This is a genomic window from Shewanella mangrovi, assembly GCF_000753795.1.
GTDB lineage: Bacteria > Pseudomonadota > Gammaproteobacteria > Enterobacterales > Shewanellaceae > Shewanella > Shewanella mangrovi.
In genome coordinates this window covers 1-22323 of sequence record NZ_JPEO01000004.1, presented here as the reverse complement: position 1 = coordinate 22323, position 22323 = coordinate 1, and the positions used below count along the sequence as shown (strand labels likewise).

Below are 22323 nucleotides of genomic sequence, written 5' to 3'. Positions count from 1 at the left end.
GGCGTTTTTTTATATCTGACACTAATGGTTATCGCGGAGTTAGCCCCAAACTTTTTCAGCGGCTTGCTTCACTAGAGCGATTTTGGCCCATTGCTCTGCAGCCGTCAGGCTGTTGCCCTCTTCGGTGGACGCAAAACCACACTGGGTGCTGAGGTAGAGGTTTTCCAGCGGCACGTATTGCGCTGCTTCATGAATGCGGGCGACCACTTCATCAACGCTTTCCAATTCAGCCGATTTGGAAGTAATCAAACCAAGCACTACTTTTTTACCGGCGGCGAGTTTAGCCAGCGGCGCGAAATCACCGGCGCGGTCGGTATCGTATTCCAAATAGAAAGCATCGACATTTTCTCTGGCGAACAGGGTGTCGGCCACCGGCGCATAGCCACCGCTAGCGCTCCAAGTAGAACGGTAGTTACCGCGGCAAACGTGGGTTGCCAGTACCAAATCTTTCGGTGCGTTTGCAAAGGCTGCGTTGTTCACTTCCAGCAGGGTATTGAGCAAGCCATCGAGTTCGGATTCATAGGCTTGATGATCGCTACCACAGCCACAACCGGTAGTGTGCGCGCCGATGTTCGGGTCGGTCAAAATGCCCCAAGTGCAGTCATCCAGTTGTAGGTTACGACAACCGGCAGCATACACTTCTTGGATCACTGTTTGATAGGCTTTGGCAATATCGGCGATAAGCTCGCTGAGTTCTGGATAGATACGCTGCGTTTGTTCAAGGTTCACCGGGCGTTGTAGCTCACGCAAAAACTGTGCTGGTGCCGGAATGGTTAAGCGTGGCACATAGCCCTCACCCGCTAGCTCGGCGATAAATTTAAAGTGCGCAATAAACGGGTGGTTGTCACCGCTGATTTTGCCCGTCAGTTGGCAGCTTTCTGGGCGAGTTTGAATGCCATTGAAGGTATAACCTTGCTCGATGGTCGTTTTTTCTACGCCGTTAAGGCACCACATAAAGTCGAGATGCCACCAGCTACGACGGAATTCACCATCGGTAATCACTTGTAATCCTGCTGCTTTTTGCTGCTCAACCAGTTCGGTAATGGCTTTATCTTCCACTGCAGTTAGTGCCGTTTGGTCAATCTCGCCTGCGGCAAATTGGCGGCGCGCTTGGTGCAAATAGTCTGGGCGCAGATAGCTGCCAACAACGTCGGCACGAAATGGTGGGATTAATGGCGTAGACATAGTAGCTCTCAACTCAGCGATAATTTCAATGCTAAAGAGAATAGACTTCTAGACGTCCATAGTTAAGCGAGATTTGTTCAACTGTAACTTGAGTGAAATTCATGTTGGCCTTTTCAATCTGGAGGAGTTGCTACACTTAAGAAAAGGCTGAAAGACAAAATGGATGTTTCTCACCAATGTGCGCCCACTGCATCTGGCAGCAGGTTTATCACGGAATGGCTTGTCCACTACACCATGTTTGAGGAGGCAACAATGCGTAAACGTCGTGCCGCTGATGACAACTTAACCTTTAACATCGCCATCGGTCTGGTAGTGGGGTTGGTGTTAGGTATTGCCATCGAACAATTCGCCTTGGGCGTCAGCTTAGGTATGCTGTTAGGTGCTGGCGTGGGTTCATTGCCTTGGCATCACCATGTCGATGACGATGATTGCTGATTGAGGCATAGCCATAGGTTGAGTTGAATTTATCACCATAAAACCAGATGATGATTTTTATCATCCGCCCAACTAAGCCTGTGCCATGCCAAAAGACTTCTTTCAACATAAAGCTGATAGCTACGAGCAAGACCCGCACCGCGTCGATAACGTCGGCAATATTGCCAATGCCATTATTGCTCATTGTCCGCTTACGCCGAGCATGCAACTCATGGATTTTGGTTCCGGTACTGGCTTACTGCTCGAGCGCATCGCACCACATGTGGCCAAGATCACCGCGGTCGATGTATCAGATTCGATGAACCAGCAACTGGCCGCCAAACAACAGTTATTGCCTTGTGAACTAGCGCTATATCCAATCAATCTTGAAACCGATGATTTAGCCACGCGTTTTGACGGCATTATTTCATCGATGACGCTACACCATATTAAAGATGTCGATGCCATGCTGGCGAAGTTTTACCGGCTGCTCAATGAAGACGGCTTCATCGCTATTGCAGATCTTGATAGCGAAGATGGCAGCTTTCACACCGACGATACCGGCGTGCAACACTTTGGTTTTGACCGAGAACAATTAGCACAGAAAGCAATTCAGGCTGGATTTAAGCAGGTGCTCGTCAGCGATGCCAGCATAGTGCAAAAACCTCATGGGCAATATTCGGTATTCCTGCTGAGCGCCAGGCGTTGACGCTTTGCCCCTTGTGGTAGATGATGTAGGGATGAACCGTCTTACGCCATGTCACTTCACCCGCATTATTACCATCATTCCTTAGGAATGGTGGGTTTTGGCGTATGCGCTATTAATTCAGAAACCCGCCCAAAGGCGGGTTTCTTGTTTACTCGTCTTCTGGGCCTAGCAAACCACAGGAGTTAACGATGAAGAAAGTCGCCGTTTTTGGCAATGCTGGCGCAGGGAAATCCACACTCGCTAAACAGCTGGCAGAAGCCACACAGCTGCCACTGTATGCATTAGATAAAATTAAATACCTACCCGGTGGCGCAGAATTGCCACATGAACAATATCTCGTGCAACACGCCAAAATCATCACGCAGGAGCAATGGATCATCGATGGCTTTGGCTGTGTCACTTCCGCATGGCAACGCTTTGCGGCAGCAGATACACTGATTTATATCGACCTGCCCTTATGGCTACACGTCTGGTGGGTTACCAAGCGCTTAGTTAAAGGCTTATTCATCAATCCAGAAGGTTGGCCCGACAACAGCCCCATTTGGAAAAGTTCACTCAATAGCTATCGGGTATTATGGCTTTGCCATAAAAAGCTAACGCCGGCTTATCGTGAGTTAATTGCCAAGCAGCAAGACAAACAGGTGTTTCACTTGACCTCTAAGCGCCAGCTACATCGCTTTACGCTGACACATTGCCGCTAAGCGTAATTGAAAAAGCCGACATCCGCTGTCGGCTTTTACCACTTATTTAACCCGAAACTGAACAGTGACTGGCTCGGAATTAAGCGGAATAACAAGGCGCCCTGCATATTTCTTCGCCTTTCCGACGAGCGTATAGGTTTTGCCATACGCCTGCAGATTAAGCATGGCTTTGGGGGAGTGTTCGGTTGCCGCTGCAAGCGTTAGCTCTATCTTGCCAGTCCTAGGGAAATAGCGCGCAGAGATAAATTCCCCTGCATCTAACGTGATGCTTAACTTTGCCGGCGCAATGTAAATACGACGACGAAAAGCATCCTTAGGCGTGATGGTTACCGCCTCTGCGTTGACATCGAGTAGGCCGCCAAACGCTTGCCAACCAAAGGTTTTATCATTTACCAAATAGCTGCCGCTTCCATACGCGTAACCAAAAAAGCTGGTGCCATAATCGCCACTATAAGCATCAAACTTGCGCATATCCGGAAAGCTGTGGAACGCAGCAGAGGCAAAGCCTTTTTGGTCAATATTGGTCAATGCGCCCATCATGCCGCCGTAGCCCACCCGCAGCAGGTAAAGATCATCGGGATCGCGGCGAAAACTATCCAGCAGCGGCAACGCATTTATGGTCGAGCCATAGTGGTGCAATTGCCGCTCAATGCGACTGTGTTTACCGCCATAGAGAAAATCCCAAAAACGTCGCGCGCTACCGTTGTAACCCCAGTGCGGCAGGGTGAAGTCATAGCCTAAAATCACTTCGCGGGTAATCTCAGCTTGAGGAGTTTTGCCGAAATAACGCATCCAGGCGTAGACCTCCTCTTGGCCGGTAGAATCCCACGGCATTTCACTGCCAAAAGGATATTTTTGGCTGGCCCAATGTTGTGCACGCTGACGCATGGCCGCTGTTAATTGCTTCGCTTCTTGTTGCATGCCTTCGGCGGTTAAATCCTGCAAAATGGCCACGAATACATCACCTTCCATCTGCCCAAACTGAGCATAGTGCGGCGCCAACTTGATCATCGCCATACTGGTCTGAAAAGCGTGTGCAAGATACCAACGCCAATCGTGTGCCTTAACCAACCCTTGCTGAAAGCGCGCTAACCGATACAGCACCCACTGCGCTGCGGCAACATGCGGATAGTTATAAGAACGCACCACTGATGCGGCCTGCTGCTTATCCCACGATGCCCACGTCGTCCAGCTCTCTTGCGGGTTATAAGGGAAATCGGGCATTGATTTCGGATCGTAATAGAAGAGGCTTTTGGCGACACCGTATTGCAGCTCACCCTCGTTATACTGCAAACGGCCATCCACTACTTGCGTATAAAACTGTTCAAATTTAGCGACTTGATCAGCATCCGCAGCGCCAAGTTGCTTCATAATTGCCGCCAACCAAGGGCCAGCACCGCCTTCATCGCTTAAACCGGCCAACCACACACGATGATCCTGGGTCACGATAGCGTGACGTTCATTGTCGTATCCCATCACCGATGGACTGCGATGAAACGGATCATCAGGCTTATCAAACCACTGCTGCGTAAAAGAAAATTGCCCCAACTTGTCGACGGCGGTACGCATTGGTTCAGTCACGAAGTAGTGCACCGTTTGTAACTTGCCATCATCGTAGTAAATATTTAACCGGGCACGTCCCCAATGCTTACCAGTCACTTTAAAATGACGCCAATCGCCCTTACTGCTAGCCGGTAAAACTTCTAACGCTGCTTTTGGCGTCACTGTAATAGCGTGAACACCGCTGGGAGTATTCAGGTAGAGATCAACCGGTAAATCGGTTGGCGCAACATAGCCCGGCAGGCCAACTGCAACTGGTCGCTGATTTGCGGCTAAGGTGGATTCTACCTGCCGCACACTCGGCGCTAATGCAAATTTAACTGAGGTGATATAACTTTCACCGGGCGCTATTAATACCGATTGTGGCGTGTTCCACTGACGCCCCCCAAGCCACTCCTGCTCGGCAAATCCCTTACTGAGCACCATCCAGTCATAAAAGCCTTCAAAGGTGTGTGTACGTTCGGTAGGGTCGTTGTATATCAATGCCTTACCATTGCTATCTTGGTTATCCAGCAACGGCATCCAATTTTCGAGTTGGGCATTTTGCTGTGGCATGACCAACAGTACCGGCCCCTTACCGTTAAGACGAACAACTTGCACATATCCCGCATCTAATCCCATATAGGGTTCAGCAAAGCTGGCCCGTTCATGGGCTTCATCCAGCGCTCGTCCGGTAAGAATATTATCAAACACCATCGCTAAACCGAGGCCACCGATCTCTATGGTGTCATTGGTCGGATTGCGCAAGGTAAATTTGAGTAACAACTGGCCTTGCTGATTAATCCAATCCCGCTGCACTCGCAGCGGAATTCCGGGCAAATCACCACTGATTTCGGAAGATGCCAAAATGTTGCCAGTAGCCGTCAACTCATTCACTTGCTTGTATTGCTGCGCGGTCGAAAAATCGCGCCAACTGTCGCTGCCTTGAATACGCAAACGAATGTCGATATCGCCCAACTGGTAATAGCCATCCCCATGACGAGTTTTAGCGTGGGCGGCGGGTAGAAAATCAAAACCATCTTTATTCTGGGTAGGTCTCATCGAGACTAACGTCTGCGACACAGTGTCAAACTGCAACGCTAATTTTGGCAGGGCTTCAGCACCCAGTGCAGACTTACCGCCAGCGAACAGCAGTAGCATGGCGCCACAATTAATAAACGAAGTAGATAGGGCTCTAAACATAGTGAACGCAATCCCTAGCGGCCATCAAAGCATGAGTAATGAATTTATTTAATAACATGATTTTAGGAAAAATTCTGCTTTTGTCCGAGTGACGTCGCCCTTACTGGCAGCGGTTCTGCGCCAGCGGCGCACTGATTCCAGCAGTAACAAACGAGGATAAAAAAGCCCAGTAGATACTGGGCCTGAGGTTATTCGCTAGGAATTTGCTGGCGTAAATCGCGTATGACCTGCCGATTATGTTCTTCCAACAAGGTTTTTACTGCAGTCGCATCTGCTGCCATCCACGCATCGAAAATCCGCTGATGTTCATTAAACGCACTTTCCTCTCGATGCGGTGGCTCTAAATGCATACGCACGTAACGCTCTGATAGGAAATGCAGCTTCGTAATAATGCGTTGACTGACACCACGGTTGATCGGACGTGTCATCGCCAAATGAAACTCGCGATTAATTGCCACACGACGATGCGACGTTTTATCGGTTAGCGTTCTAAACTCGGCAAATGCTTGAGCTACGGCTTTTTTATCAGCATCAGTGGCAATCACGCACGCGCTAGATGCCGCTTCTGACTCAAGCAAAATACGCAGGTGAAACACATCCTCAGCTTCACTCATGGTCAATGGTCGAACTAAAAAGCCACGATTAGGGTGGGAAATCAAAAATCCATCTTGTTCTAAACGGGTAAGCGCTTCTCGCAACGGAATTTTACTGACACCGAGTTCTTGCGATAGCGAATCTTGGCGTAATGGTTTTGATGGCAGAATGTCATTCGACAGAATTCGCTCACGAATAATTTCGTAGGCTTGCTCTGATAGGGTTTTTACCACGATAGACATAGCGAGCTCCCAAACCGGAAAGCTGCAGCGATAGTCACTGTACTGCTGGGGCTTATATCGGCACTTTAACTAAAAGGTCAAAAATCAGGCAAGTATTATACTATTGTGAATGGGCTTTTCACATATCCAAAATTGCTAATAGATATTTCTAAGATCTTAATTATTCATTAAAATTAATGCTGAAGTCACAGCAAATTCTATGAGTTTGTGATGGGATAAAAGCGCGATTTGACCTGAATCTGTCGCACTAACAACAGCCTAGCTGGAACGACACACAAAATTGACTCAGATAATGAGCCCCAGTACCAGATAGCTGCCAAAGGCAGCAACCGCACCACCGGTATAACGCAGCAAGCGACTTTGGTTATCGAGTTGGTTAAGTCCCAGCCCGACAAAAATGCCAATAAGCTGCATCAACACAGTCCCCGCTAAGAACCCAATCCCGTAAGCGAGATAATGCTCCATATCCGGCATCTCGGCACCGTGCGCATAGCCGTGAAATACCGCCAATAGCCCGACAAAAGCCATAGTGAACGACAATGGCCACTGTCGATTCAACGCAATCAATAGCCCAATCGCCACCACGGAAGCTGCGACACCAAAACTAACAAACGGCAGTGAGATATGCAGCATGCCGGCTAAACCACCAAGCGCCAAAAAGAACAGAAATGCCATAGGTACCATGCAGACAACACGACTTGAAATCATGGCGCACAGCATGCCGACGCAGAGTGCGACAAGCAGATGATCAATACCAAAGATAGTATGCAGGAAGCCGTTCCAGAAGCCATCTTCACTGGCAACTGTGGTAGCAAACACAGGCACACTGAAAAAAACCACCAGTAAGATGAGTAGACGTACAACCACTTAACGCACCCCAAGACTTACACCGTTAAATGTAAGTTAAATTATACGCGAATTTTGTTAGCGATTTGATAATATCTTATTTCGCAAAAAAAAGTCAGTAGTGATGGGTTAAGATTTGTATCTAACTGTGATAGGGAAAAGCATTAACAACACAAGCGCTTATGATTTGGCAAACGCAAACGAAGTTTGATGTGGAATATGCTAACGCAGTAACAAGGTCGCTAGTTGTGAAAGATGCTCAATGCGCCAATGCGGCAACAGTGTGCCTAGCGGTTTGACCGTTTGTTGGCCATATGCAGGCGCTAACCAAATGGCTTGCGCTCCGGCGCGGCGCGCGCCTTCAACGTCAGTCACTGGGTGATCGCCCACATGCAGCAGTTGCGCCAAAGGCAAAGCCAACTTTTGCTCAGCTTGGGTAAACATATCGGTGTGCGGTTTCATCCGAATTCCTTGCCCAGGATGCAGCACAAATTCCAGCACATCACCTAGGCCGATGCGTTGATGATCGACATTGCCATTAGTCACACCAATCAACCGATAATGGCGCTGTAATTGCTTCAATAAGCTGACGACCTTGCTCGGCACGGAAAAGTCACTGCGGCAATAAGAGAAATACGCCAGCCCCTCTGCCGCCCCGCTTTCGGCTTGTTGCGCCGAATAACCTAGTTGTTGCAATCCCGCTTGTAACATCGCCACCCTTGCCGCCGAGGTGTCGTGCATGAGCGCTGGTTCGCGAGCAAACAGCTGCAATTTACATTGACGCCAATCGGCGAAACACCATTGCTCCGACGCCGGAAAATGCTGATGCAACCATTGCTGCATCGCCTGCTCCGCTGCCTGAATAATCGGCTGATTGTTGTAGAGGGTATCATCCAGATCAAAGCTAATCGCCTGAAACGGCTGTAAGCGCTGAAAACACTGCATCAGTTTTTACCTTTGCGAGCGCGCGGATGTGCGCCGTCGTACACCTTGGCAAGATGCTGGAAATCGAGGCTGGTATAGATTTGCGTGGTGGACAGATTAGCGTGTCCCAGCAGTTCTTGTACTGCTCTTAGGTCGCCACTTGCTTCTAACAGATGTGTGGCAAAGGAATGCCGTAACTTATGCGGATGCACCTTGGTCGATAACATCTGCTGCTGCGCCCAATAGCTCATGCGCGCTTGAATACTGCGATGTGATAAACGTGTACCACGATTACTCACAAACAGCGCCGCATCCGCGCAGGGCAAGGTATTGCGGTAGTTCAACCATTGCTTGATCGCCGCTATTGCCATCGAGCCAATCGGCAATAAACGTTCTTTACTGCCCTTACCTACCACTTTGAGCTGCGCAGCCGCTAAATCAATATCATGCAGATCAAGCCCTGCCAGCTCAGCCAGACGCAAACCCGAGGAATAAAACAGCTCCATCATTGCCTTGTCCCGTGCAGAGATGGGATCCGTCACGTCGATATCCAGCAGGTGATTCACGCTGTCGGCATCAAGATTTTTCGGCAATGGCTTCCCTTGTTTCGGTGCCGATAACTGTGCCGCTGGATTGGCCTCAATTTGTTGCTCACGCAGTAAAAAATTGAAGAATTGTTTTTGCGCCGACAAACACAAAGACAAACTACGTGGACTCAATCCACGGCGATGCAGCTTGGCTAACGCCGCTTTAAGCTGTTCAAAGGTCACCGTTTGCCATTGGCAGTCAGCCGGTAGCAGCTCAGCAATGCGATGTAGTTCATTGAGATAATTACGGACGGTATAAGCAGACAGCTGACGCTCAGCGCTAAGAAAACGCTCAAATTTAGCTAACCAAGGCGAGTCCGCTAAGTTGGCCATCAGATCACAACTTAGGCAATAGATGGTCTAACAATTGGCGCACTTGTTCGAGCAACATACTGTCCATTTCGGGATGGAAATGTGCCGCATCATCACTGGCAATGGCAAAAATCACCTGACCGTTTTCTTCTGATAAACGCGCCAATGACACTGAACCTATGTCCGCCCCAAACAGGCGATGCGCTTCGTGCCGGGTTAGGCGGCCAAAATAGTAGCCATCCGCCAAACGGTTATGCCAAATGGTAGACAATTCGGAATCAAGATCATGCACCGTAATCAGTCGCACATGGCTAAAGCCGAAGCCTTGCTTGAGCTCATGGGTCAACACTTGACGCAACTCGCCCATGTCTTCACAGTCGAGCAGCTTCTGACACAATTGCAGATTAAAACGAAAAATACGCTCGTTTTTGGTCGCCATCGACATCAAGGCGGTGATCTCTTCTTCCAGTTGGCCAACGCGCTGGCGTAACAGCTCCTGACGCCGCTCGACCAAAGATACGGCGCCACGCTCAACGTGCGGCACCTTCATCGCTAACAGCAGCTCAGGGAAACGAGTGAAAAAATCAGGGTTGTCGAGCAGATATTCTCGAATAATCTGCTCATCAAAAGGTGGTATTGGTCGCGTTTTCACGTCTGTCATAGTTGTATCTGACCATCGTACACATGTTCGGCTGGACCGGTCATGTAAAGTGGCTTTCCTTCCCCTTCCCAAGAAATCGTCAATGAACCACCTGGCAAATCAACTTGCACAGTATTGCCCAGTTTACCTTGCAATTGGCCAACCGCTGCCGCAGCACAAGCACCACTGCCACACGCCAGCGTTTCGGCGGCGCCGCGCTCATAGACACGTAGTTTGACGTGTTCTGGTGATAGCACCTGCATAAAGCCCACATTAACGCCATTTGGAAAGCGTTCGTGATTGGTCAGCAAAGCCCCTAGAGTATCTACATCGGTATTGGTGGTGTCATCCACCTCTATCACACAATGCGGATTCCCCATCGACACTACCCCGCAGAGAAAGTTCTGTGCCCCGGCTTGCAGCAAGTAGGTTTTTTCCGCCTTTTTTGCCTTAAAAGGCACGGCATTAGGCTCCAATACCGGCACGCCCATATTGACCGTAACTGAGCCATTTTTCTCTAGCTTTAACAACATCTTGCCAGCAGACGTACTGACACGGATCTTGTATTTTTGCGTAAGTCCTTTGTTTTTCACAAATCGGGCAAAACAACGAGCGCCATTACCACATTGCTCCACCTCACTACCGTCAGCATTGAAAATCCGGTAGTGAAAATCCAACTCAGGATCGTACGGTGGCTCTACCAGCAATAGCTGGTCAAAGCCAATACCAAAGTTACGATCCGCCAAACGACGGATCTGCTCTGGCGAGAAAAATACATTTTGCGTTACAGCGTCAACAACCATGAAGTCGTTGCCTAACCCATGCATTTTAGTGAACTGAATCAAGATGACTCCTTGCACACCAATAATATTAATCGCTTAGCTTATGGTAACAGCGATTCGCCTTGCCACAACTGTTGCAGATTTTCACGCTCACGCACGACATAATGCTGAGCACCGTCGACCATAATCTCTGCCGCTCGCGGACGAGTGTTATAGTTCGACGACATCGCAAAACCATAGGCACCGCTAGAGCGAACCGCTAACAGATCGCCGGCCCGAATAGTGAGTTCGCGTTCCTTGCCGAGAAAATCGCCTGTTTCACAGACAGGGCCCACCACATCGTACACTTTAGGTTCGCGGCTATGCTGACGAACCGGCACGATCTGTTGCCATGCACTATAAAGCGAAGGGCGGATCAAATCGTTCATGGCACCGTCAACAATGGCAAAGTTCTTACCTGCGTTTTCCTTGAGGAACAACACTTCGGTGACAAAGATACCAGCATTTGCAGCAATCGCCCGGCCGGGCTCGAAAATCAGCTTCAAGTCTCGCTCACCTATACGTTCCAACAACGCAGCAGCATATTCAAAAGGCTGAGGCGGCGTTTCTTGATCGTAAGGCACGCCCAAACCACCACCGACATCTAAGTGCGAGATTTTAATGCCGCGCTCGGCTAGGCGATCAATCAGCGCCAACATACGATCCATCGCATCTAAGAATGGACGAATCTCAGTAAGCTGCGAGCCAATATGGCAATCTGCGCCTTTCACTTCCAAATAGGGTAATTCCATCGCCCGTGTGTAGGCGGCTTCGGCATCATCCATGGCAATGCCAAACTTATTCTCTTTCAAACCGGTCGAAATATAAGGGTGGGTCCCGGCGTCGACATCAGGGTTAATACGCAGCGACACTGGCGCAATAGTGCCTAAACCAGCGGCAACATCATTGAGAATTTCCAGCTCGGCGAGTGATTCTACGTTAAAGCAATAAATGCCGAGTTCCAGTGCCATTTTCATCTCGGCAGGCGTCTTACCTACACCAGAAAACACCACTTTAGCGGGGTCACCACCGGCCGCGATAACGCGTGCTAGTTCACCGCCCGAAACAATGTCAAAGCCACTGCCCATTCTGGCCAACAGATTCAGCACCGCTAAATTGGAATTTGCCTTCACTGCGTAACAAATGAGATGAGGATGCTCAGCTACCGCAGAATCAAATGCATGCCAATGACGCTCTAACGTCGCACGAGAATAGATATAAAGTGGGGTGCCATACTGCGCCGCTAATTCTGCGACGTCACACTCTTCGGCAAAAAGATGCTTCTCTTGATATTGGAAATGATCCACTTTTTCGTCCTCACACTGGATTCTGGGGGGCGTTATTTACAGGCTGTTGCACCTGATTGGGGGTTTTGGTCGGCGTTTTATACAAAGGCCCTTTCTGACCACAGCCAGCGAGCAGTAAACAGACCAAGCTTAAGGGTAAAAGTAATTTCATTTCACTCAACATCTGTGCACGGAAAATACATTAGCCTTATAATCGCATTCATCTTGATGAAAGCAAAGGACAGATATTGCATGGCTATGACAGATACCGAATATCATCAGTTGGCCGATGATATGTTTGAACGCATTGAAAACGCCATAGAATACGCCATTGACGCACAAGACGCAGATGTCGACATTGATGCGTCAGGTAACGTATTACAGTTAGAATTTGGTGATGGTTCTAAAATTGTCATTAATAAACAAGAACCTCTGCACGAACTTTGGGTCGCATCCCGCTTTGGTGGGTACCACTTTGCCTATGTTGACGGCAAATGGTTGGATCAACGCAATGGCGGTGAGTTTATGCCGTTTGTGCGTGAATCTATCGCGAAACAAAGTGGTATTGAACTGAACTTTTAATATTCAGCAGCGGCGTGATTAAAAATCAGATTGCGCCGCTGCCGATGACATACCAAAAGGCACAACTTGCAGAGCTTGCCGCGAGCCTTGCAGTAAAAAGAATTGTGGAAAATTGAAACGGCCACGCAGGTTATGCACATCAGCAAAGGCAAAATGCTGCGAAACCTGACTCACCAACTCATTGATATTATTTGAATTTTGAATGTAGTGTTGGAGCTGATTAAGCTCATCCAATACATAGACATCGACCTGAGTATCATTCGGTCGTAGAAAATACTGCACCACACCTTTTACCGCCACATCCTGAATTGGCTGCGGCAGCGCCTCAAAACGCGGCAATGGCTTATCCCGAAGCTCAGGCTCATTCAGCGCCCCACGCATCATCTGCTGGTAGAGAGAACGTACATCACTCAAATCACGATAGCTGACACCTTTACCATCAAAAAACACTCCGTAGCGTTTATGGCGCAGTTGTAATGGTTGCACCAACGTACGCGCATTGTCGGCGCGATGGATGAGCGTCACTATCTGTCGCAACAGTTGTCGTAAATGACTTTCTAACTGCGGACGTGCTTTGGCAGACGCACTGAGTACTTCGACCGCTATCGGTGTGGGGGTGCGCTTGAGGCCAGCCGCGATATGCTGGATCAGCTCCAGTAATCCGAGCTCCGCGCTAAAGTTGTAGCTATGCCATTCGCCCCAAGAGTTTTGTGTCAGTAGTTGTAGACTCCCCATCAGTGAGAAATGGCTTTTGCCAACCGACAACGGATTAATTCCCAGCAGGTCGACCATAATCTCCTGCCCTTGCCACAACTGCGAAGGATCATCTTCCAAATTCAGTAATAGAATAATCTTGCGATAGTGCCATGGCTGACATAACTCCAACTTAGATACTCGCCAGTCGCAGTTGGCTAAGCTGGGTAAAATCCGGTGTGCCACCCTTGATAAACGACGACTTCGGCGACGATTTGCCCCAAACAGATGCCATTGAGTATTTTCGTCGGCAACGCCATTCAGACATGTCCAGGCTAACAATGCCGCAATGCTTTCAGCACGGTAGATGGCCACCTCACCGATGAATTTTTTCGGATCGGGTGTGAGTCGATAGAGGTAATAACACTGCTGATTTTCGCTATGCAAAATGGTCAGATGCGGCTCAGCTATTGACTGGCTCCACAGCGAGTTTAAGCGCAGGATCTGCTGCTTATCCTCACTAAAATAGGTATGTAACTTACGTGTCAGCAGCCCAAGATCTTCCACCTTAAACGACTCACTCAAACGCTGAGTGGAGGCAAACCGCAGTAAGGTTTGATAGCTGGTGAGCATCAATTGGTTTAGTTGTTCATTGAACCACTGCAATTCGCCGCTATGCCATTGATGACAGTTATCTAAGGTGGCAACTAAGCTATAGGGCCATTCCCAATCGCGCACCAATTTACGCAGATAATGAAAACGCCAGTCTTGGTGTGTATGCGCATCACTTAAACGAATACCGCACTTGAGGTAAAAGCAGCGCCGCGCAATCTCTAAGCGGCGCAAATCCCCAACCTTGAGCAGATAGCGCTCAATGGTGAAATACAACTGCAGATAGGGATCATTCTCGGTGGTGAAATTTTCCTGCTCAGTTAAATGCCAAATCTCTTCTGAGACTAACCGAGTTTGCGGATATTCGCTGGCGTAGGCTTCCAACAGCAACACTTTCAACAAGGCTTTATGGGGTTTTTCTAAGCCTTTATAAAGCTGCCACAATGAAGCACCAAAATATTCGCTGGCTGGCAATTCACGCATGTCACCCAAATACAGCAAGCGCTCAGGGTCGGCAACGCCCTCCGGCCACCAAACCGCAGGTTTACCCGCTAGGCGAATATGGCTGCGATAAAATTCGTCCAGCAGCAACCAATGCTGCGCACTGCCACTATTCTCATGACCAAGTACTTCCCATTCGGTGGTCGCATGCTGTTGTTGATGCCACTTGAAGTGTTCTGGTTGTAATAGATAGAAGTTGACTTCGAAATCAAAACCAGCGAACCAACGAGTTAACTGTTTGGCCTTGTCACGTAGCAGCTGCTGTTGGGTAGCGCTGATGTCGGCGCTGTGTACTAACCACACATCAACATCACTTTTGGGATTTTGCCCAAAACTGGCGGTGCTGCCCATGACGTAGACACCCTCAATCTGCATTGGCGCAGACGTTGGAGCAATAAAGGCCAAATTTAGCCGTGCCAACGCATTGGTATGCTCAAGCTGAGGATCAAACTGAGCGATACCACAGGGTGTTAACGGATGGTTATAACCGGGCAAACTGGGATGATGGCAGTGAACAAATACTGGGATCAGGCTGAAAAGCTGTTGTTGTAACGGTGAAAAAATCGCCTGTGCACGAGCTAAGCGAACTCGATTGAGTCGCTCCGCAGTGTCAAAAAACTGCAGTTGGCGCTTGATCATCTATAACAACTCACTCCCTTGATTCAGTAATCACTAATGCTAACACTTCTATCACATTCAGCAAGCAATTGAGATGAAGATCACATTTTCGAGTAATTATCCTATCAAGCAAATGCAAAGATTGCGGCGTGGCTCGTGCTAATCCGCAGTTGGCAATGTTAGCATTGCCGCAATTACTTACATTACATTACTTACGGAACATCTCGAGCATGTCTGACAATCTTATTCGCATTGCAACTCGTAAAAGTCCGCTCGCCATGTGGCAAGCAGAATTTGTCAAAGCAGAATTGGAACGCATCCATCCTGGATTGCTGGTTGAACTGCTGCCGATGAGCACTAAAGGCGACATCATTCTTGACACCCCGCTAGCAAAAGTGGGCGGCAAGGGCTTGTTTGTGAAAGAGCTGGAAGTGGCCATGCTCGAAGGCCAAGCAGATATCGCGGTACATTCAATGAAAGACGTACCGGTAGAATTTCCTGAAGGTCTGGGCTTAGAAGTGATTTGCAAGCGTGAAGATCCACGCGATGCATTTGTGTCTAATACCTACAAAAATCTCGACGAATTGCCACAAGGTGCTGTAGTCGGTACTTCTAGCCTGCGCCGCCAATGCCAGTTACGTGCCCGCCGCCCAGACTTAGTAATTAAAGATCTGCGTGGTAACGTGGGTACGCGTCTAAGCAAGCTCGATGCTGGCGATTACGATGCAATTATTCTGGCTGCTGCAGGACTTATCCGTTTGGAATTGAAAGAACGCATCACCAGCTTCATTGAAACCACTGAATCACTGCCAGCGAATGGTCAGGGTGCCGTTGGTATCGAATGTCGTACCGATGACGCGCGAGTGAAAGCTCTGCTGGCGCCACTGGAACACAAAGAAACACGCTACCGTGTGCTGGCAGAACGTGCCATGAACACTCGCCTGGAAGGCGGTTGCCAGGTACCTATTGGTGCTTTTGCTGAGATCACTGGCGATGATATGTTGCTGCGCGGTCTGGTGGGCAACCCAGATGGTTCTGAAGTCATCCGCAGTGAAATCAGTGGCAAAGTCAGCGATGCGGAAAGCTTAGGTAACGCCTTGGCTGACGAACTGCTAGGAAAAGGCGCCAAAGCCATCCTGCAAGCGGTTTACGGTAACTAATTTCATCAACACGATGAAAATACTGCTGACTCGACCGCAAGGTCGGAACCAGTCAATGACGGAATCCCTGACGCAAAAAGGGATTCCGTTTTTAGTCACACCGTTATTGGCGGTATCGGCCTTGACTCAGCAAGCGTCTGCGTCATTGGCCACGGCCGACATCATCATTTTTATTAGTACCAATGCGGTGAAATATGTTGCGCCGCCAGTTAACGGCTGGCCAACTGACTGCCAATTTTATGCTGTCGGCGACGCAACCTTACAGTCGCTGCAGAAACTTGGCTTTAACGCCATCGGCACCCCTGCAGATAATCAGCAAACCGAGGGACTACTGAGTCTTCCCGGCCTCCAACCTGACGTGGTAACGAACAAGAACATTGTAATTGTTCGCGGCGTCGGTGGCCGCGAGACATTAGCCCAACAACTCAGTGACTATGGCGCCCATGTCAGTTACTGCGAAGTCTATCGTCGTCACTGCCCGGAGTACGATAAAAGCGCTGTGCTACAAGATTGGCAGCAGTTTGGTATCGATACGATTGTCCTTACCAGCGGCGAGGCATTAACCAATCTCCTTTCGCTGATCAGTGAAGAAAATTTTTCTTGGCTGCAAGCATGTCATATCATAGTGCCCAGTATTCGAGTACAACAGCAAGCTCATGAAGCTGGATTAAGCTTTGTTTTAAATGCTGGTGCAGCAAATGATGCCGCTATTTTAAAGGCCTTATCGCTGTAACTGCTGTTGCCTCTGGCCTTCAATTCCCAGGACAGTTATATGGACAACGAGAAACCTCAGGCGGAACAACCCAATACCGAAGCACAGGTCGTCGCCGATACAACTGGCACAGAAGCGACACTCGAAGCCGAGACAACAGGCAGTGCCGTCGAAGCGGAACCGCCAGCAAGCGCCAACAAACCAACAACCAACAAAAGTTCAGGGTTACTGAAGTTTTGCCTGCTATTGGTCGCACTGATTGCGCTGGCTGGGATGGGCGTGAGTTATTACTTGTATCTGCAAATTTCTCAACAGCAGCAACAGAGTGAACAATTAGCGGCAGATATTGCCCAAGCTAAGCTTGCGCCGGAAGCAAAGCTTAAAACGCTAGATAGCGCACAGCATGAGACCGAGCAACAGCTTAGCCAAACGCAATCAGCGCTCGACAAACTGAGTCAGACACAATCTCAACTTAATACTAAAGTGGCCACATTGGCTCAACGTCATCCGAATCATTGGATGGCGGCGGAGGCTGAATACCTGGTCCGTATTGCTGGCCGTAAACTATGGTTGGAGAAAGACCCACAAACTGCCGCGAGTTTACTTCATGCTGCCGATGAACGAATTGCAGCGATGCAAGAACCTTCTTTAGTGCCGTTACGCAAAGCGATTGCCGAAGATATTGCCGCGGTGAGTGAAATCAAGAATGCAGATATCGCAGGGACGGTATTTACCTTAGATGGCGTGATCGGCAAGTTAGATAAAATGCCGCTAAATAAATTACAGCAGCAAGATGAGCCAACAGCGGAAGATCAACAAGTATCAAATTCATTTAGCGACTGGCGCAGCAACCTCGCCAAAACTTGGGAAGCCCTGAAGGAAGATTTCTTCACTATCCGCAAAGTTACCACCGACGTTACGCCCCTGTTATCTGCGAAGCAGGAATGGTATCTGGAAGAAAATATTCGCAATAAGCTACTACAAGCACAATTGGCACTCTACCAATATAACGAGTTGAACTACCGCCAGTCGATCACCATGGCACGTAAATGGATCCAGCAGTACTACGACCTCGATAACGACAACACGCAGGAAGTGTTAAAAAGCCTCGAAGCACTTTCTAGCCTTAAGCTTGATGCGATTAACGTACAGCAATTCCAGTGCAGTAAATTGCTCAAACAGTTAGTCACCTATGGCAATTTAATGCCAAATGGGGAGGCTACTGAATGATTAGGGTATTGTTTTATCTGCTGGTTATTTTAGCAGGTGCACTGCTAAGTCCGTTGCTTGTTGGCAATAAAGGCTACGTCTATATCTCTTTTCTCGGTTGGCAACTCGAAACCAGCGTCATTTTTGCCATTGTGGCGATGGTGGTATTTTATGGGGTGTTACAACTGCTGGAATGGCTCATCGTCGCCACGCTCAACTTAGTATTAAGCAGTCGCTATTTACCACAACGCTGGCGCCGCAAAGCAGCGCGCAAGCACACTTTAGTTGGCGCGCTCGCCATTGCTGAAGAGAACTGGAGTGCTGCCGAAAGAGCCATGCGTAAAGGTGCTGAACAGGGAGAGATCCCGGTACTGAACTATCTCGCCGCCGCACGTGCCGCACAGCATCAGCTAAAAACTGAAGAACGTGATGAATACCTAGATAAAGCGGCAGAAGTACCACTGGCATTTGAGGCGGTTACCGCAGCCAGAACCCGCTACTTGCTCCGCAGCGGCGATCTTGAACTCGCTCGAACTGAACTGGATAAACTGAAACCTACCAGTAAGAGTAAAGCGCCGTTGCTGAAACTGGCCAAAGATGTTTATTTGGCCCAACAAGATTGGATGGCACTCAGATCTTTGTTACCTGCACTGCTAAAACGTCAGCTTATTGATGAACATCAGCAACAACAGCTCACAATTAAAATTTGCACTAAACAATTGCAAGCGGCCACCACAGTGGAAGAACTGAACACTTGCTGGGGCTGGTTAACCCGACATGAAAAGTCTATTGCCGATGTGATTGCCAGTTATGCGCTGGCGCTAAATACCCTGTCACGTCATGACGACGCAGTAAAGCTTCTGTCAAAACAGTTAAAGCAAGATACCAGTGATGCTATCTATCATGCGATTGCCACTATCATCACGCCTGACGATGAGCAGCTACTTAAGTTATTGCAAGCGCAAGAAGTTAAATGTGCCAATCGCATTGCCTATCAACATTGTGTAGCGGAAGCTTATGAGCAAAAAAGAGAGCTTAGTGCCCAACTCTCGGCATTACAGAAATTGACTGAACTAGATCCAACACATAAACACTTTCTAGCGCTGGCACAACTTCATGAACAGCTCGCCAATCATACCGCCGCAGCCGATGCGTACCGCGCAGCTGCAAACGCAATTGATATCTGACAAAACAAACGCCCAACTTCTCATATATTGATCCTGCTAGGTAACCTTATTTGAGGTTCCCTAGCAGCCCTTCTATCCTTAAAAAAGACCATTACATCAGTTATGTGATTTTTATCACTTAACGTTATGAATCGGCCTGCTGTTATTCCAAACAGTAACAATTGTCAATTTCTAGATAAAATTGTCATAGTTGATAGTATACGATATGCATAACATGCTGTTTTTAATTGACTTTTAAATGCGTCAAAAAATTGACCACGAATGGTTTTTAACCTAATATTGCTAATCCAAAAGATACTTTTTTTACATTTTCAACATCTATGTAAATAAACACTCTTTAACATCAAGGATGGTCAAGAGTAAGCAGGGGCTAGTATGAACACAGTAACTATCCAGCAAGGCGGCCAAATTCAAGGTCTTAACGGGCAAATCTCAATTATTGTCGATGGAAAAACTCGACCTCTTCAAGATGGAGAAATCGTTCCCACAGGCGCTCAGTTGGTAATTGCTGATAATGCTACTGCACAACTTGTTACCTCTTCTGGTGCGGTCATGAATTTAAGCGATGCTGGAGAAACTGCACTTTCAGCGGCCCCAGAATTCTCACAACCAGCAGATGCCAATGCTACAGGCAATGCGACAACAGATGCTGAAATTCAGCAGTTGCAAGCCTTAATTGCTGCCGGAGAAGACCCTACCGCTAACTTACCTGAAACCGCTGCTGGTGGTAACTTGGCCAACCAAGGTGGCTCTGGTTATGTAACGCTGAGCCGTGATGGTTCCGAAGTTATCGCAAGTTCTGGTTATGACACGGCAACCTTCACTACGCCAACATCTACCTCGCAGGAAACCCTTCCTACTTATGATCTCACTGCAACAACGTTAAACGACAGCAATACCATCGCAGAAGATAGTGTTGCGACAGGTAACGTGCTAAGTAACGATACCGCGACAGGTATCGAGCTCGCGGTTACCAGTTTTGTTGTTGAAGGGAATAGTTACGCTGCAAACAGCACCGTTGAATTAGAAAACGGCATGTTAGTGCTCAACGCTGACGGTAGTTATAGCTTTACGCCAGATGCTAATTGGAATGGTGATGTTCCCGTCATTACCTACACAACCAATACTGGTAATACTGCGACGTTGACCATTACAGTTACCCCTGTCGATGACCCAACACTTGCTAACGACGATGCCATCACTATTCCTGAAGACACTGTCGCGAGCGGCAATGTATTAGATAATGACAGCGACATAGATAGCGTGCTGAGTGTTGCTACCTACGTCATAAACGGCGACACCTTTGTGGCAGGCAGCAGTGTCGAGCTTGATGAAGGTACGTTACAACTTAATGCTGACGGCAGTTATACCTTTACCCCAGTGGCCAACTGGAATGGTTCTGTACCTGAAGTTACCTACACAACCAACACTGGTGCAACAGCGACGCTAAACATTACCGTTACGCCGGTTGAAGATCCGTCAGTAATCTCCGCCGATGAAGGAGCCGTGGTCGAAGATGAGATTCTGACCGCTGCAGGCACCTTAACTGCAACAGATGTAGACAATCCTGCGTTAAGTTTCGTTGCTGACAGCGTCACCGATGCTTATGGCACATTTAGTGTTGATGCCAATGGTGTTTGGACATACACCTTAAATAACGAAGCAGATATTGTTCAGGCATTGGCTGATGGTGAAGTTGTCTCCCAAACCTTTAGTGTTGGACTTTCTGATGGTTCAAGCACTACCGTTGATATCACAATTACCGGTACACCTGATGCACCTGTCATTTCAGGCGACGGAACTGATGATCTAGGAACAGTCCAAGAAGACGTCACCCTCACCACATCAGGAACCATAACCGCAACTGATGTAGATAACGGCGCAGTGTTAACCTTCAGTGGCGATAGCTCAGGTGATTTTGGTGACTTTACTATTGATCCTGACACTGGAGATTGGACTTTCACCCTTGATAACGCCAACCAACAGGCACTGGCACAAGGTGAAACACACACAGAAACTTTTGTTGTGACAGTGACTGACGAACAAGGTCTCACAGACACACAAGAAGTCTCTATTATCATCACTGGTACCAATGATGCGCCAGTGATCACCTCCGGCCCCCAAACTGGTTCAGTGCAGGAAGATATCACCCTCACTGCGAACGGTACGGTCACAGCTGACGATGTCGATAATGGCGCGGTACTCAGCTTCAGTGGCAATGCCACCGGCACCTATGGCAGCTTTGCGATTGACGCGGCCACCGGCGAATGGATTTACACCTTAGATAACGCCAACCAACAGGCACTGGCACAGGGTGAAACCCATACTGATACCTTCACTGTTACTGTTACCGATGAGTTCGGAGCAACCGATACACAGTTGGTGACCATCACCATTAACGGCACTAATGATGCACCGGTGATCACCTCTGATACTCAAACAGGGACTGTGCAGGAAGATATCACCCTCACCGCAACCGGGACGGTCACGGCCGACGATGTCGATAATGGCGCGGTACTTAGCTTCAGTGGTAATGCCACTGGTACCTACGGCAGTTTTGCCATTGACTCAAACACCGGTGAATGGATTTACACCTTAGATAACGCCAACCAACAGGCACTGGCACAAGGTGAAACCCATACCGACACCTTTACCGTCACCGTTACCGACGAGTTCGGAGCAACCGATACCCAGTTAGTGACCATCACCATTAACGGCACCAATGATGCACCGGTGATCACCTCAGACACCCAAACTGGTTCAGTGCAGGAAGATACCACTCTCACCGCGAACGGCACAGTCACGGCCGATGATGTCGATAACGGCGCAATACTCAGCTTCAGTGGCAATGCCACTGGTACCTATGGCAGCTTTGCGATTGACGCGGCCACCGGCGAATGGATTTACACCCTAGATAACGCCAACCAACAGGCACTGGCACAGGGTGAAACCCATACCGAAACCTTTACCGTCACCGTTACCGATGAGTTTGGAGCAACCGATACTCAATTGGTAACCATCACCATTAACGGCACCAATGATGCAC

20 protein-coding genes are annotated in these 22323 nt (G+C 48.6%); 9 read left to right on the top strand and 11 right to left on the bottom strand.

The window, feature by feature from the left end; all coding sequences use genetic code 11:
• Positions 1 to 39: 39 nt before the first annotated feature.
• Positions 40 to 1185: a 5-methyltetrahydropteroyltriglutamate--homocysteine S-methyltransferase gene (locus tag HR45_RS07565; RefSeq protein WP_037441544.1), complete on the bottom strand. Its 1146-nt coding sequence runs from the start codon at positions 1183 to 1185 to the stop codon at positions 40 to 42.
• Between the two features lie 252 nt (positions 1186 to 1437).
• Between HR45_RS07565 and HR45_RS07560 the strand changes: the two genes are divergently transcribed.
• The 3 genes from HR45_RS07560 (at position 1438) to HR45_RS07550 (ending at position 3009) form a co-directional block, all read left to right on the top strand.
• Positions 1438 to 1620, top strand: coding sequence for a hypothetical protein (locus HR45_RS07560; RefSeq protein ID WP_037441541.1), 183 nt, complete (start codon positions 1438 to 1440; stop codon positions 1618 to 1620).
• Between the two features lie 85 nt (positions 1621 to 1705).
• Positions 1706 to 2308 carry a class I SAM-dependent DNA methyltransferase gene (locus HR45_RS07555; protein ID WP_037441537.1) on the top strand — a complete coding sequence of 201 codons (603 nt, stop codon included), beginning with the start codon at positions 1706 to 1708 and terminating at the stop codon, positions 2306 to 2308.
• A 188-nt stretch (positions 2309 to 2496) separates the two neighbouring features.
• On the top strand, positions 2497 to 3009 hold the full coding sequence (locus tag HR45_RS07550; protein WP_037441534.1) for a P-loop NTPase family protein: 513 nt from the start codon (positions 2497 to 2499) through the stop codon (positions 3007 to 3009).
• Between the two features lie 42 nt (positions 3010 to 3051).
• On the opposite strand, the gene HR45_RS07545 is transcribed toward HR45_RS07550, so the two are convergent.
• The 9 genes from HR45_RS07545 to lptM form a co-directional block, all read right to left on the bottom strand.
• Positions 3052 to 5751: a DUF5695 domain-containing protein gene (locus HR45_RS07545; protein WP_081933420.1), complete on the bottom strand. Its 2700-nt coding sequence runs from the start codon at positions 5749 to 5751 to the stop codon at positions 3052 to 3054.
• 188 nt (positions 5752 to 5939) lie between these two features.
• A complete protein-coding gene (locus tag HR45_RS07540) occupies positions 5940 to 6587 on the bottom strand; it encodes a GntR family transcriptional regulator (RefSeq protein WP_037441532.1) in 648 nt (215 codons plus the stop codon).
• A gap of 285 nt (positions 6588 to 6872) precedes the next feature.
• A complete protein-coding gene (locus HR45_RS07535; RefSeq protein ID WP_037441529.1) occupies positions 6873 to 7454 on the bottom strand; it encodes a HupE/UreJ family protein in 582 nt (193 codons plus the stop codon).
• A 201-nt stretch (positions 7455 to 7655) separates the two neighbouring features.
• Complete coding sequence (locus tag HR45_RS07530) at positions 7656 to 8378, bottom strand: HAD-IA family hydrolase (RefSeq protein ID WP_037441526.1); 723 nt, start codon at positions 8376 to 8378, stop codon at positions 7656 to 7658.
• Positions 8378 to 9277: a tyrosine recombinase XerC gene (gene xerC / locus HR45_RS07525; RefSeq protein ID WP_037441523.1), complete on the bottom strand. Its 900-nt coding sequence runs from the start codon at positions 9275 to 9277 to the stop codon at positions 8378 to 8380. The genes HR45_RS07530 and xerC overlap by 1 nt, the downstream gene beginning before the upstream one ends.
• A gap of 4 nt (positions 9278 to 9281) precedes the next feature.
• On the bottom strand, positions 9282 to 9917 hold the full coding sequence (locus HR45_RS07520) for a DUF484 family protein (protein ID WP_037441520.1): 636 nt from the start codon (positions 9915 to 9917) through the stop codon (positions 9282 to 9284).
• Positions 9914 to 10741, bottom strand: coding sequence for a diaminopimelate epimerase (gene dapF, locus HR45_RS07515; protein ID WP_037441518.1), 828 nt, complete (start codon positions 10739 to 10741; stop codon positions 9914 to 9916). The genes HR45_RS07520 and dapF overlap by 4 nt, the downstream gene beginning before the upstream one ends.
• A 38-nt stretch (positions 10742 to 10779) precedes the next feature.
• Entirely contained in the window at positions 10780 to 12024 is a 1245-nt protein-coding gene (gene lysA, locus HR45_RS07510) for a diaminopimelate decarboxylase (protein ID WP_037441517.1), read from the bottom strand.
• A gap of 10 nt (positions 12025 to 12034) precedes the next feature.
• Complete coding sequence (gene lptM, locus HR45_RS19405; protein WP_241461079.1) at positions 12035 to 12175, bottom strand: LPS translocon maturation chaperone LptM; 141 nt, start codon at positions 12173 to 12175, stop codon at positions 12035 to 12037.
• Between the two features lie 80 nt (positions 12176 to 12255).
• Between lptM and cyaY the strand changes: the two genes are divergently transcribed.
• Positions 12256 to 12585, top strand: a complete 330-nt coding sequence (gene cyaY / locus HR45_RS07505; protein ID WP_037441514.1) for an iron donor protein CyaY — start codon at positions 12256 to 12258, stop codon at positions 12583 to 12585.
• A gap of 18 nt (positions 12586 to 12603) precedes the next feature.
• Here the strand turns inward: cyaY and HR45_RS07500 are convergent, their stop codons facing one another.
• Positions 12604 to 15027, bottom strand: coding sequence for a class I adenylate cyclase (locus HR45_RS07500; RefSeq protein ID WP_037441932.1), 2424 nt, complete (start codon positions 15025 to 15027; stop codon positions 12604 to 12606).
• A gap of 212 nt (positions 15028 to 15239) precedes the next feature.
• On the opposite strand from HR45_RS07500, the gene hemC reads away from it, so the two are divergent.
• From hemC to HR45_RS07475, 5 genes are all read left to right on the top strand, one after another.
• Positions 15240 to 16169, top strand: coding sequence for a hydroxymethylbilane synthase (gene hemC / locus HR45_RS07495; protein WP_037441512.1), 930 nt, complete (start codon positions 15240 to 15242; stop codon positions 16167 to 16169).
• A gap of 13 nt (positions 16170 to 16182) precedes the next feature.
• Positions 16183 to 16902 (top strand): uroporphyrinogen-III synthase, encoded by a 720-nt coding sequence (locus tag HR45_RS07490; RefSeq protein WP_037441510.1) that lies wholly within the window; start codon positions 16183 to 16185, stop codon positions 16900 to 16902.
• A 39-nt stretch (positions 16903 to 16941) separates the two neighbouring features.
• A complete protein-coding gene (locus tag HR45_RS07485) occupies positions 16942 to 18111 on the top strand; it encodes a uroporphyrinogen-III C-methyltransferase (RefSeq protein WP_037441507.1) in 1170 nt (389 codons plus the stop codon).
• Positions 18108 to 19277, top strand: a complete 1170-nt coding sequence (locus tag HR45_RS07480; RefSeq protein WP_037441505.1) for a heme biosynthesis HemY N-terminal domain-containing protein — start codon at positions 18108 to 18110, stop codon at positions 19275 to 19277. Before HR45_RS07485 ends, HR45_RS07480 begins: the two co-directional genes overlap by 4 nt.
• Before the next feature lie 375 nt (positions 19278 to 19652).
• Positions 19653 to 22323: retention module-containing protein (locus HR45_RS07475; RefSeq protein WP_037441504.1), on the top strand; the 2671-nt coding region annotated here is incomplete at its 3' end.

Bases quoted from the DNA above. Each gene is read 5' to 3' on its own strand.
- HR45_RS07560 (WP_037441541.1), top strand. From the start codon at position 1,438: ATGCGTAAACGTCGTGCCGCTGATGACAACTTAACCTTTAACATCGCC.
- HR45_RS07520 (WP_037441520.1), bottom strand. From the start codon at position 9,917: ATGACAGACGTGAAAACGCGACCAATACCACCTTTTGATGAGCAGATT.
- xerC (WP_037441523.1), bottom strand. From the start codon at position 9,277: ATGGCCAACTTAGCGGACTCGCCTTGGTTAGCTAAATTTGAGCGTTTT.
- HR45_RS07530 (WP_037441526.1), bottom strand. From the start codon at position 8,378: ATGCAGTGTTTTCAGCGCTTACAGCCGTTTCAGGCGATTAGCTTTGAT.
- HR45_RS07540 (WP_037441532.1), bottom strand. From the start codon at position 6,587: ATGTCTATCGTGGTAAAAACCCTATCAGAGCAAGCCTACGAAATTATT.
- HR45_RS07555 (WP_037441537.1), top strand. From the start codon at position 1,706: ATGCCAAAAGACTTCTTTCAACATAAAGCTGATAGCTACGAGCAAGAC.
- cyaY (WP_037441514.1), top strand. From the start codon at position 12,256: ATGGCTATGACAGATACCGAATATCATCAGTTGGCCGATGATATGTTT.
- HR45_RS07490 (WP_037441510.1), top strand. From the start codon at position 16,183: ATGAAAATACTGCTGACTCGACCGCAAGGTCGGAACCAGTCAATGACG.
- lptM (WP_241461079.1), bottom strand. From the start codon at position 12,175: ATGAAATTACTTTTACCCTTAAGCTTGGTCTGTTTACTGCTCGCTGGC.
- HR45_RS07485 (WP_037441507.1), top strand. From the start codon at position 16,942: ATGGACAACGAGAAACCTCAGGCGGAACAACCCAATACCGAAGCACAG.
- HR45_RS07545 (WP_081933420.1), bottom strand. From the start codon at position 5,751: ATGTTTAGAGCCCTATCTACTTCGTTTATTAATTGTGGCGCCATGCTA.
- HR45_RS07480 (WP_037441505.1), top strand. From the start codon at position 18,108: ATGATTAGGGTATTGTTTTATCTGCTGGTTATTTTAGCAGGTGCACTG.
- HR45_RS07550 (WP_037441534.1), top strand. From the start codon at position 2,497: ATGAAGAAAGTCGCCGTTTTTGGCAATGCTGGCGCAGGGAAATCCACA.
- hemC (WP_037441512.1), top strand. From the start codon at position 15,240: ATGTCTGACAATCTTATTCGCATTGCAACTCGTAAAAGTCCGCTCGCC.
- HR45_RS07565 (WP_037441544.1), bottom strand. From the start codon at position 1,185: ATGTCTACGCCATTAATCCCACCATTTCGTGCCGACGTTGTTGGCAGC.